Annotated in this window: 9 protein-coding genes; 5 read left to right on the forward strand and 4 right to left on the reverse strand. The window is 59.9% G+C overall.

What is annotated here, in order from left to right; translation table 11 throughout:
• Positions 1-73: 73 nt before the first annotated feature.
• The 4 genes from glyQ to ACXR0M_RS00555 all read left to right on the forward strand — a co-directional run bounded on the left by glyQ (position 74) and on the right by ACXR0M_RS00555 (position 4,484).
• The gene (gene glyQ / locus ACXR0M_RS00540; protein WP_003187265.1) at positions 74-1,027 is read left to right on the forward strand and encodes a glycine--tRNA ligase subunit alpha; all 954 of its coding nucleotides are present in this window, start codon (positions 74-76) and stop codon (positions 1,025-1,027) included.
• Positions 1,024-3,078, forward strand: coding sequence for a glycine--tRNA ligase subunit beta (gene glyS, locus ACXR0M_RS00545; RefSeq protein ID WP_458828964.1), 2,055 nt, complete (start codon positions 1,024-1,026; stop codon positions 3,076-3,078). Before glyQ ends, glyS begins: the two co-directional genes overlap by 4 nt.
• Positions 3,079-3,082: 4 nt before the next feature.
• Positions 3,083-3,622, forward strand: a complete 540-nt coding sequence (gene gmhB, locus ACXR0M_RS00550) for a D-glycero-beta-D-manno-heptose 1,7-bisphosphate 7-phosphatase (protein WP_458829832.1) — start codon at positions 3,083-3,085, stop codon at positions 3,620-3,622.
• An 82-nt stretch (positions 3,623-3,704) separates the two neighbouring features.
• Positions 3,705-4,484, forward strand: a complete 780-nt coding sequence (locus ACXR0M_RS00555) for a lysophospholipid acyltransferase family protein (protein ID WP_458828966.1) — start codon at positions 3,705-3,707, stop codon at positions 4,482-4,484.
• A 167-nt stretch (positions 4,485-4,651) separates the two neighbouring features.
• Here the strand turns inward: ACXR0M_RS00555 and ACXR0M_RS00560 are convergent, their stop codons facing one another.
• Positions 4,652-6,184, reverse strand: coding sequence for a sensor histidine kinase (locus ACXR0M_RS00560; protein WP_458828968.1), 1,533 nt, complete (start codon positions 6,182-6,184; stop codon positions 4,652-4,654).
• A 168-nt stretch (positions 6,185-6,352) separates the two neighbouring features.
• Between ACXR0M_RS00560 and ACXR0M_RS00565 the strand changes: the two genes are divergently transcribed.
• Positions 6,353-7,072 carry a response regulator transcription factor gene (locus ACXR0M_RS00565; RefSeq protein WP_458828970.1) on the forward strand — a complete coding sequence of 240 codons (720 nt, stop codon included), beginning with the start codon at positions 6,353-6,355 and terminating at the stop codon, positions 7,070-7,072.
• Positions 7,073-7,205: 133 nt separating this feature from the next.
• Here the strand turns inward: ACXR0M_RS00565 and gyrB are convergent, their stop codons facing one another.
• From gyrB to dnaN, 3 genes are read right to left on the reverse strand one after another with little or no spacing between them, the layout of a single operon-like run.
• Positions 7,206-9,623 (reverse strand): DNA topoisomerase (ATP-hydrolyzing) subunit B, encoded by a 2,418-nt coding sequence (gene gyrB / locus ACXR0M_RS00570; RefSeq protein WP_458828972.1) that lies wholly within the window; start codon positions 9,621-9,623, stop codon positions 7,206-7,208.
• A 5-nt stretch (positions 9,624-9,628) separates the two neighbouring features.
• Entirely contained in the window at positions 9,629-10,732 is a 1,104-nt protein-coding gene (gene recF, locus ACXR0M_RS00575) for a DNA replication/repair protein RecF (RefSeq protein ID WP_038359568.1), read from the reverse strand.
• A 14-nt stretch (positions 10,733-10,746) separates the two neighbouring features.
• Positions 10,747-11,850: a DNA polymerase III subunit beta gene (gene dnaN, locus ACXR0M_RS00580; RefSeq protein WP_007960767.1), complete on the reverse strand. Its 1,104-nt coding sequence runs from the start codon at positions 11,848-11,850 to the stop codon at positions 10,747-10,749.
• Positions 11,851-11,887: the final 37 nt, after the last annotated feature.

Consider the following 11,887-nt stretch of genomic DNA (forward strand, 5'->3'; position numbering starts at 1 on the left):
AGGGGGTGGAGGTGCGACTGAATCGGGTATACTCCCGCTCTTTAAATCGCAGCCCAAGAAACAGGTGAATTTCGTGAGCCAGCCTACGCCAGCCGTGCGTACCTTCCAAGACTTGATCCTCGCGCTCCAGCAATACTGGGCCGAGCAAGGTTGTGTGGTACTTCAGCCCTACGATATGGAAGTAGGCGCCGGCACTTTCCACACCGCGACCTTCCTGCGCGCCATCGGCCCGGAAACCTGGAACGCCGCGTACGTGCAGCCAAGCCGCCGTCCGACTGACGGCCGTTACGGGGAAAACCCGAACCGTCTGCAGCACTACTATCAGTTCCAGGTCGTCCTGAAGCCGAACCCGGACAACTTCCAGGAACTGTATCTGGGCTCGCTCAAGCATGTCGGCCTGGACCCGCTGGTCCACGACATTCGCTTCGTCGAAGACAACTGGGAATCGCCGACCCTCGGCGCATGGGGTCTGGGCTGGGAAGTCTGGCTCAACGGCATGGAAGTGACCCAGTTCACCTACTTCCAGCAGGCGGGCGGCATCGAGTGCTACCCGGTGACCGGCGAGATCACTTACGGTCTCGAGCGTCTGGCCATGTACCTGCAGGGCGTGGACTCGGTCTACGACCTGGTCTGGGCTGACGGTCCGTTCGGCAAGGTGACCTACGGCGACGTGTTCCACCAGAACGAGGTGGAGCAGTCCACTTACAACTTCGAACACGCCAACGTCGACAAACTGTTCGAGCTGTTCGACTTCTATGAAAGCGAAGCCAAGCGCCTGATCGAACTCGACCAGCCGCTGCCGCTGCCGAGCTACGAAATGGTCCTGAAGGCTTCGCACACCTTCAACCTGCTGGATGCGCGCCGGGCGATCTCGGTGACCGCGCGTCAGCAATACATCCTGCGCGTACGCACCCTGGCGCGTTCCGTTGCGCAAGCCTACCTGCTGGCGCGCGCCAAGCTGGGCTTCCCGATGGCGACCCCGGATCTGCGTGACGAAGTACTGGCCAAGCTGGAGGCTGCACAATGAGTGCGCAAGATTTTCTGGTTGAACTGGGCACCGAAGAACTGCCGCCAAAAGCCCTGAACACTCTGGCTGAAGCGTTCCTCGCCGGTATCGACAAAGGCCTGCAAGCGGCTGGCCTGAGCTACGAAAGCAAAACCGTTTACGCAGCACCACGGCGTCTGGCAGTGCTGATCACCGCGCTGGCCACCCAGCAGCCGGATCGCAGCATCAATCTCGACGGCCCGCCACGTCAGGCCGCGTTCGATGCCGAAGGCAATCCGACCCAGGCCGCCCTGGGCTTCGCCAAGAAGTGCGGCGTCGAGCTGGGAGAAATCGATCAGAGCGGGCCGAAGCTGCGTTACAGCCAGAACATTGCCGGCAAGCCGACTGCAAGTCTGCTGCCGACCATCGTCGAAGACTCGCTGAACGACCTGCCGATCCCGAAACGCATGCGTTGGGGGGCGCGCAAGGAAGAGTTCGTGCGTCCGACCCAATGGCTGGTGATGCTGCTCGGTGACCAGATCATCGACTGCACCATCCTCGCGCAAAAGGCTGGCCGTGAATCCCGTGGTCACCGTTTCCATCACCCGCAAAGCGTGCGCATCAGTTCGCCGGCCAGCTACCTGGCCGACCTGCGTGCCGCTTATGTCCTGGCCGATGCCAACGAGCGTCGCGAGATCATCAGCAAGCGCACCGAAGAGCTGGCGACCCGTCAGGAAGGCACCGCGATTGTGCCGCCGGCACTGCTCGACGAAGTGACCGCGTTGGTTGAATGGCCGGTGCCGCTGGTGTGTTCGTTCGAGGAACGTTTCCTCGACGTGCCGCAGGAAGCCCTGATCACCACCATGCAGGACAACCAGAAGTACTTCTGCCTGCTGGACGCTGACGGCAAGTTGCTGCCACGGTTCATCACCGTCGCCAACATCGAAAGCAAGGATCCGCAGCAGATCATCGCCGGTAACGAGAAAGTGGTGCGCCCACGCCTGACCGACGCCGAGTTCTTCTTCAAGCAAGACAAGAAGCAGAAACTCGAAGCCTTCAACCTGCGCCTGCAGAACGTGGTGTTCCAGGAAAAACTCGGTAGCGTCTACGACAAGGCCGAGCGCGTATCGAAACTGGCCGCGTACATCGCTGCACGTATCGGCGGCAATGCTTCGTGGGCGGCCCGCGCCGGCCTGCTGTCGAAGTGCGACCTGGCCACCGAAATGGTCGGCGAGTTCCCGGAGATGCAAGGTGTCGCCGGTTACTACTACGCCCTCAACGACGGCGAGCCGGAAGACGTCGCGCTGGCGCTTAACGAGCAGTACATGCCGCGCGGTGCCGGTGCCGAACTGCCGGCAACCCTGACCGGCGCTGCCGTCGCCATTGCCGACAAGCTCGACACCCTGGTCGGCATCTTCGGTATCGGCATGCTGCCAACCGGCAGCAAGGACCCGTATGCCCTGCGCCGTGCGGCACTCGGCGTGCTGCGTATCCTGATCGAGAAAAAACTCGACCTCGATCTGAACGATGCCGTGGCATTCGCCGTGGCCGCGTTCGGTAGCAAGGTCAAGGCTGCCGGCCTGAATGACGCTGTGCTGGAATTCATCTTCGACCGCCTGCGTGCGCGTTATGAAGACGAGGGCGTGGATGTTGCCACCTACCTGTCGGTACGTGCCCTGAAGCCGGGGTCGGCGCTGGACTTCGACCAGCGTGTGCAAGCGGTGCAGGCCTTCCGCAAACTACCGGAAGCGGCAGCGCTGGCGGCGGTGAACAAGCGTGTGTCGAACCTGTTGAGCAAAATTGAAGGTTCGGTACCGACCGAGGTGCAGGCCAAGTACTTCGACAACGCCAACGAGTTCTCGCTGTACTCGGCGATCCAGCAGGCCGATCAGGCTGTGCAGCCAATGGCTGCGGCGCGTCAGTACAACGAATCGCTGGCCCGCCTGGCCGCCCTGCGCGAGCCGGTGGACGCGTTCTTCGACGCGGTGATGGTCAATGCCGACGACGCCAATGTGCGAGCCAACCGTTACGCGCTGCTGGCGCGTCTGCGTGGCCTGTTCCTCGGTGTCGCCGACATTTCGCTGCTGGGTTGAGGAAATACTGTTGAAACTGCTGATACTCGATCGGGACGGAGTGATCAATCACGACTCCGACGCTTACATCAAATCGGTGGAGGAGTGGATTCCACTGCCCGGCTCGATCGAGGCGATTGCGCAGTTGAGCAAGGCCGGCTGGACGGTGGCGGTTGCCACCAACCAGTCGGGCATTGCTCGCGGTTACTACGACCTCGCCACCCTCGACGCCATGCACGCGCGACTGCGCGAACTGGTGGCGGAGCAGGGCGGTGAGGTCGGGCTGATCGTCTATTGCCCGCATGGTCCGGACGAGGGTTGCGATTGCCGCAAGCCGAAACCCGGCATGTTGAAAACCATCGCGCAGCATTACGACGTCGCACTGACCCATGTCTGGTTCGTCGGCGACAGCCTTGGTGACCTGGAGGCCGCCAAAGCCGTCGATTCACAGCCCGTTTTGGTAAAGACCGGGAAAGGCGAAAAAACCCTGGGCAAAAACCTGCCGGTTGGCACCCTGATTTTTGACGATCTGGCGGCGATTGCCGCAGAACTTATCCACAACTAGAGCGCTTCTGAAGTTCCTGACCAGGGATTGATCGGGAGTGCGCTTGAACAGTCGGGCATTGCCCGTAACGGTAAACGTCGCCATGTCGATACTGCAGGCCATCAGAATTTTTCTCTTTTACCTGCTGCTGGGCACCACCGCCTTGCTGTGGTGCAGCCTGAGCTTTTTTATCGCGCCCTTTCTGCCGTTCAAGGCGCGCTATCGTTTTATCAACGTGTACTGGTGCCGTTGCGCCTTGTGGTTGACCAAGGTGTTTCTCGGTATCCGCTATGAAATCAAGGGCGCGGAAAACGTGCCTGACCGGCCCTGCGTGATTCAGTCGAACCACCAGAGCACCTGGGAGACGTTTTTCCTCTCCGCTTATTTCTCGCCGTTGAGCCAGGTGCTCAAGCGCGAATTGCTGTACGTGCCGTTCTTCGGCTGGGCGATGGCCATGTTGCGGCCGATTGCGATCGACCGCGACAACCCGAAAGCCGCGCTCAAACAGGTCGCAGCGAAAGGCGACGAGCTGCTCAAGGACAACGTCTGGGTATTGATCTTCCCTGAAGGCACCCGCGTTCCCTTTGGTACCGTCGGCAAGTTCTCGCGCAGTGGCAGCGCGTTGGCGGTGAATGCGGCGCTTCCAGTGCTGCCGATTGCACACAATGCCGGCAAGTTCTGGCCGAAAATCGGCTGGGGCAAGCAGCCCGGCGTAATCACTGTGGTGATTGGTGAGCCGATGTATGCCGCGGGCACTGGGCCGCGCGCGATTGCTGACCTGAATGATCGGGTCCAGGCCTGGAACGAGCAGACACAACGCGAAATGGGGTCCTTGCCACCAGCGCCGCAGGCCCCGGTGACAAACGATCAAGTGGCTGTCTGATTTTTGTGGATAACCTGTGTACGGTTTTGTTGAGAAACCCTGAATATTCAAAGTAACTGATTGATTTATCTATATATTTCTTAATCTGATAAAACGCCATAAAACGTGCATAAGTTTTTTTCGGAAGTAAAAAAACCGGCTGATATAGCCGGTTTTTTTGTGCTCGTTTACTCGGCAATCAACGGTAGCCGCAGGCGGAAGGTCGTGCCTTGATCGACCACGCTCTGGCACTCAATGCTGCCGCCGTGATGGTCGATCACAGCCTTGACCATCGACAGACCCAGACCGACCCCGTCGATCCCCTGCGCCGATGAAAAGCGTCGATATTGGCTGAACAGATCCGGCAGTTCTTCGGCGGCAATGCCTTTGCCCTGATCGGTCAATTCACAACACAGCCACTCGCCCTGACAACGGACGCGCAGCTCAATCGTGGTCCCGGCCGGGCTGTACTTGATCGCGTTTTCCAGCAGGTTGAACAAGGCGCGGGTCAGCAGAGCCTGATCGGCGCTGATCAGGCGTTCCTGGGCTGGCTCATCCATGTCATGCAACAACTGGATGCCTTTCTGTTGGGCAATGGGCAAGGCTTGGTCGAGTACATCCAGGACCAGCATGGCGAACAGGCTGGGCTGGAATTGATAGGCCTCGGACTCGGCCCGCGCCAGCAACACGAAACCATCGGTCAGATCCAGCGCGCGGCGCACCTGGCGCTCGATCTGCTCGAACAGCGGGGAATCCGCTCCGGCCTGATGGCGATGCACATCGAGCAGGGCCAGAATGGCCGAATGCGGCGCGCGCAGATCGTGGGAGAGAAATCGCAGCAATACACCGCGTTGCTCTTCGGCAGCGCGTTCGGCACTCAGGTCGGTAAGACTCAGCAACCAGCCGATCGGTGTATCCCCATCCACTGGCAGCAACGCTGCGCGTTCCAGACGCAGGCTGCGCTCCTTGTGATCGCGAAACTCCAGCAACGGCAGGGCCGCCAGCGCCGGTCGCGATTCTGTGGGCAACTCCGGATAACCGAGGCGCGCCAGTTGCTCAAGCACCTCGTCACCCACCAGCGGGTGATCGAACAGTGCGCGAGCCTTGCGGTTGCCCAGCAGAATCTGCCCCTTGGGATCACTGATCAACGTCGCTACCGGCAGGTATTCCAGTCCGTCGGCAATGAACCGCCGGGTATCGCGGGTGCGGCTCATGGCCTGCTCCAGCGCCATGATCTGTCTTTGCAACTGGTCGGCGCTGGTGAATTGCGCACGGCGGCGCTCCGGAAAAACTTTCGGCTCGCGGTCCAGCCGCGCCAGCTCCCAGCCAAAGTACTTCAGCACCACACTCAGGCGCCGCCAGTTCCAGATCAGATAGCCGAACAACATGCCGAGCGCCGCCGGGGTCGGTGACCACCAGTGGCGGACCTCCGCCAGGCCAGCACTGGTCACCAATACGCACGCCACCCCACACAAAGTGACCCACATAGCCCAGCGCGGACGCCATTGCAGTAAACCTAATACGCAGGCCACCAACGCTACCGAGAGCAGCGCACTCCAGACTGGCGCCACGTCGTGCAGGCTGATCTGCGCGCGATACGACAACAGCGCAGTCAGCGGCAACAGCACTAAACTTATCCACAACCACTCACGCACCAGCTGTCGAAACAGACGCTGGACCTGACTCGGCTCTCGGCTTTCACGCCGGCGCGGGTTATTCATGGCAAGCAGGGGCAGGGGACAGTGAATGGTTTCATGGGCCACAGGTCTGAAGACGTAGATCAGAAGAATCATAGCGGAGGTCGACCGACGGCGGACGGCTTACTTTCATCACACCGGCCAAGCCGTTATGGTGGCCGCCACTGACCAAGCAACAAGGAACCCACGCGTATGCGCGTTGCGATACTGGACGATGAGCCGGCCGAACTGCGCCGGGTCGAGCAAACCCTGCAGCAGATGGCGGCCGTGGGCGAACAGCCGTGGTCACTGCACAGTTTCGAGCGCGGCGAAGATCTGCTGCGACAGCTACGCCGCGAAACCTTTGACCTGTTGATCCTCGACTGGCAACTGCCCGACCTCACGGGTCTGGCTTTGCTGCGCTGGACTCGCGAACACATGGAAGCACCGCCCGCCGCGATCATGTTGACTAGCCGCGACGGCGAAAGCGATATCGTCCAGGCCCTCAACGCCGGTGCCGATGATTACGTGAGCAAACCGTTCCGCCCCAATGAGCTGAAAGCCCGGGTCGCCGCCGTGCTGCGCCGACACAGCCAGCAACGCAGCGCTGCTAGTGAAGTGCTGAGCTTCAATGACCTGACATTCGATGATGCAGAGTTGACCGTCACCCGTGAGGGCAAACCCATCGTCATGACTGAGCGGGAGTATCGACTCGCCCGTTGTCTGTTCAGCAATCTGGGCCGGCCGTTGTCGCGGGATTATCTGTACGAGCGGTTTTGGCCGCATGAGGAGATGGCGTCGTCGCGACCGCTGGATACGCATATCTATCGGCTGCGTAACAAGTTGGGGCTGACGGCGGATCGGGGTTGGCAGTTGCTGACGATTTATGGATATGGGTATCGGTTGGAGAGTGTGACGGTTGAGTCAGAGTAAAAATCGAAAGATCGCAGCCTGCGGCAGCTCCTACCGGTAATCCATGTGGAGCTGCCGCAGGCTGCGATCTTTTGATCTGCCAAAAAAAAGGCCAACGCAGATGCGTTGGCCTTTTCGTTGACAGCAACCTCGATCAGAAATCCAGGTTCGAAACCGCCAACGCATTGCTCTCGATGAAGTCACGGCGTGGCTCGACCGCATCACCCATCAGGGTGTTGAAGATCTGGTCTGCGCCAATGGCGTCTTCGATGGTGACTTTCAGCATGCGACGCACGCTTGGGTCCATGGTGGTTTCCCACAGCTGATCCGGGTTCATTTCGCCCAGACCTTTATAGCGCTGGATGGTGTGGCGCTTGGTGCTTTCGGCCATCAGCCAGTCGAGGGCTTCCTTGAACTCGGTGACGGCTTTCTTGCGCTCACCACGCTGGATGTACGCGCCTTCGTCGAGCAAGGTGCTGAGTTGCGCACCGAGGGTGACGACGGTCTTGTAGTCGTTACTGCCGAAGAAGTCGCGGTTGAAGGTGACGTAGTTCGACAGGCCGTGGGAGATCAGTTCGACCTCTGGCAGCCACACGCCACGTTCACGGTCCTCACGCAGGCTGGCCTTGTAGACCAGGCCCGACTTCTCGACGGTGCGCAGACGGACTTCGTATTGCGCCAGCCAATCCTGCATCTTGGCGTGGTCGCCAAGCATTTCCAGACTCACCGCCGGCAGGTAGATGAAATGCTCAGTCAGTTCCTGCGGGTACAGGCGCGACAGACGCTTGAGTGTCTTCATTACCATACGGAAGTCATTCACCAGACGCTCGAGCGCCTCACCGGAAATACCCGGGGCTTCTTCGTTCAGGTGCAGGCTCGCATCTTCCAGGGCCGACTGCGTCATGTACTCTTCCATGGCGTCGTCGTCTTTGATGTATTGCTCTTGCTTGCCTTTCTTGACCTTGTACAGCGGCGGCTGGGCGATGTAGATATAGCCGCGCTCGATCAGCTCCGGCAACTGACGGAAGAAGAAGGTCAGCAGCAGGGTACGGATGTGCGAACCGTCGACGTCAGCATCGGTCATGATGATGATGTTGTGATAACGCAACTTGTCGATGTTGTACTCTTCGCGACCGATACCGCAGCCCAGCGCGGTGATCAGCGTGCCCACTTCCTGGGACGAGATCATCTTGTCGAAACGAGCCTTCTCGACGTTGAGGATCTTGCCCTTCAACGGCAGGATCGCCTGGGTCTTGCGGTTACGTCCCTGCTTGGCAGAGCCGCCCGCGGAGTCACCTTCCACCAGGTACAGTTCGGACAGGGCCGGGTCTTTTTCCTGGCAGTCGGCAAGCTTGCCTGGCAGGCCGGCGATGTCCAGCGCGCCTTTGCGGCGGGTCATCTCACGGGCTTTACGCGCTGCTTCACGGGCGCGCGCTGCGTCGATCATCTTGCCGACGACCAGCTTGGCTTCGTTCGGGTTTTCCAGCAAGAAGTCGGAGAAGTACTTGCCCATCTCCTGCTCGACTGCAGTCTTCACTTCGGAAGACACCAGCTTGTCTTTGGTCTGCGAACTGAACTTCGGATCCGGCACCTTCACCGAGATGATCGCGGTCAGGCCTTCACGGGCATCGTCACCGGTAGTGGCGACCTTGTGCTTCTTCGCCAGGCCTTCCTGCTCGATGTAGTTGTTCAGGTTACGCGTCAGCGCCGACCGGAAGCCCACCAGGTGGGTGCCCCCGTCCCGCTGCGGAATGTTGTTGGTGAAGCACAACAGGTTCTCGTTGAAGCTGTCGTTCCACTGCAGGGCGATTTCCACGCCGATGCCGTCTTCACGCTGGATGTTGAAGTGGAACACTTGGTTGACCGCAGTCTTGTTGGTGTTCAGGTATTCAACGAACGCACGCAGGCCGCCTTCGTACTTGAACAGCTCTTCCTTGCCGCTGCGCTCGTCCTTGAGGACGATGCCGACACCAGAGTTCAGGAAGGACAGTTCACGAATACGCTTGGCCAGGATGTCCCAGCTGAAGTGAATGTTCTTGAAGGTTTCCTTGGAAGCCTTGAAGTGAATCTGTGTGCCGGTGGTTTCGCTGTCGCCAACGATGGCCATCGGTGCCTGCGGTACGCCGTGGACGTAGGTCTGTTCCCAGATCTTGCCGCTGCGGCGAACAGTCAGTACCAGCTCTTCGGACAGCGCGTTCACTACCGACACACCTACACCGTGCAGACCGCCGGATACTTTGTAGGAGTTGTCGTCGAACTTACCGCCCGCGTGGAGGACGGTCATGATGACCTCGGCGGCGGAAACGCCTTCCTCTTTGTGTACGTCTACCGGAATGCCACGACCGTTGTCTTTAACGGTGATGGACTCATCCGGATGGATGATGATGCTGATGTCGTCGCAATGGCCGGCGAGGGCTTCGTCGATCGAGTTGTCGACCACCTCGAACACCATGTGGTGCAGACCGCTGCCATCGTCGGTGTCACCAATGTACATACCGGGACGTTTGCGCACGGCATCCAGGCCTTTCAGCACTTTAATGCTCGATGAGTCGTACGTATTTTCTTCGCTCAATGCCTTCACTCCCGATGGTCGTGGGTCTGGGTGATACGGCCCTGTTCCACGTGGAACAGAGCGACTGGCGTTTCCGTCTGCCAGCCTTCCCTCAATAATTCGTGATCTACACAGGTGATAAAAACCTGGCAGCGTAAGTCTTCCAGCAAGCGGCACAGCGCACGACGGTGGCCCTCGTCCAGCTCGGACGGCAAGTCATCCACCAGATAAATACACTGGCCGCGGCGGGCCTGGCTCACCAGATGCCCCTGGGCGATGCGCAAGGCACACACCACCAACTTCTGCTGACCCCGGGACAAGATGTCCGCGGCGTTGTGTGCGCCCAATCGAAGACGCAAATCAGCCCGTTGTGGTCCGGCCTGGGTATGACCCATTTGCTGATCCCGTTGCACGGAGCCAGCCAATACGGCACTCAATTCCCGGTCCTTGTCCCAGCCTCGGTAATAGCTGAGCGTCAAACCTTCGAGCTCAACCAGTTCGCTCAAGGTTTGTTCAAAGACTGGTTTCAAGGCTTTGATGTAAGCGCGGCGGTATTCATCGATTTCAGCGCTGGCCTGGCACAGTTCCCTGTCCCAAACCGCTTGCGAAACGGCGTCAAGTGTACCATGCCGCAGCCAGGAGTTTCTCTGGCGCAAGGCCTTCTGCAGACGCTGCCAGGTCGCCATGAACCGCGGTTCGACGTGGAACACGCCCCAGTCGAGAAACTGCCGGCGAATCTTCGGCGCGCCCTCGAGCAGGCGGAAGCTGTCGGGGTTGATCAACTGCAGCGGCAGGATCTCCGCCAGTTGCGCGGCGCTGCGAGCGTTCTGACCGTCGATGCGGATCTGGAACTCGCCCTGACGGTCGCGCGATATCCCCAACGCACTGTGTCCACCCTCGGCCAGCTCGACCTGACCGAACACGGTGCAGGCAAGTTGCTCGTACTGGATGACTGGCAACAGCCGCGTGCTACGAAACGAACGGGCAAGCCCCAGCAGGTGAATGGCTTCCAGAACACTGGTTTTGCCGCTGCCGTTGGCGCCGTAAAGGATGTTGATGCGGGGGGAGGGGGAGAAGGTCACCGGGTGCAGATTACGCACCGCGGTGACCGAAACACGACTTAAGGACATCCAGAGTCAGCTGATTACAGACGCATCGGCATGACAACGTAAGCCGAGTCGTCGTTGTCGGACTCTTGCACCAGCGCACTGCTGTTGGAGTCGGACAGGATCAGGCGAACCTGCTCGGTGGTCATCACGCCCAGTACGTCGAGCAGGTAGCTCACGTTGAAGCCGATTTCCAGCGAACCGCCGTTGTATTCAACGCCCACTTCTTCTTCCGCTTCTTCCTGCTCCGGGTTGTTGGCCTGGATCTTCAACTGACCGCTGGCCAGTTGCAGTCGAATGCCGCGGTACTTCTCGTTGGACAGAATCGCGGTACGGCTGAAGGCTTCACGCAGGGCCTGGCGATCACCCAGTACCAGCTTGTCGCCGCCTTTCGGCAGTACGCGCTCGTAGTCCGGGAATTTGCCGTCGACCAGTTTCGAAGTGAAGGTGAATTCACCGGTGGTGGCACGAATGTGGTGCTGGCCGAGAACGATGCTGACATTGCCATCCGGCTCGGTGAGCAGGCGTGCCAGTTCGAGAATACCTTTGCGCGGCACGATCACCTGGTGGCGGTCCGGCTGACCGATATCGGCCTGCATCGAGCACATCGCCAGACGGTGACCATCGGTGGCCACGGCACGGATCACCCCGGCCGAGACTTCCAGCAGCATGCCGTTGAGGTAGTAACGCACGTCCTGCTGCGCCATGGCGAAGCTGGTGCGTTCGATCAGACGCCGCAGTTTGCTCTGCTCCAGGCTGCAGGTCAGCGAACCCGGGCCCTCTTCAACGGTCGGGAAATCGTTGGCCGGCAGGGTCGACAGGGTGAAGCGGCTACGGCCAGCCTTAACCACCAGCTTCTGCTCGTCGACCTTGATGTCGATCAGCGCATCGTTGGGCAGGCTCTTGCAGATGTCCATCAGCTTGCGCGCAGGCACGGTGATGGAACCTGTTTCGGCCGGCTCTTCGAGTTGCACGCGGCCAACCAGTTCGACTTCCAGGTCGGTACCGGTCAGCGACAATTGCTGGCCATCGACAACCAACAGCACGTTGGAGAGTACCGGCAAGGTCTGTCGGCGCTCGACGACGCCTGCGACCAGTTGCAGGGGTTTCAACAGGGCTTCGCGTTGAATGGTGAAATGCATGGTCTAGTCCCTTGCCTTAATAAGCTGCGCTGGTGTT

Source organism: Pseudomonas sp. Eth.TT006, assembly GCF_054456575.1.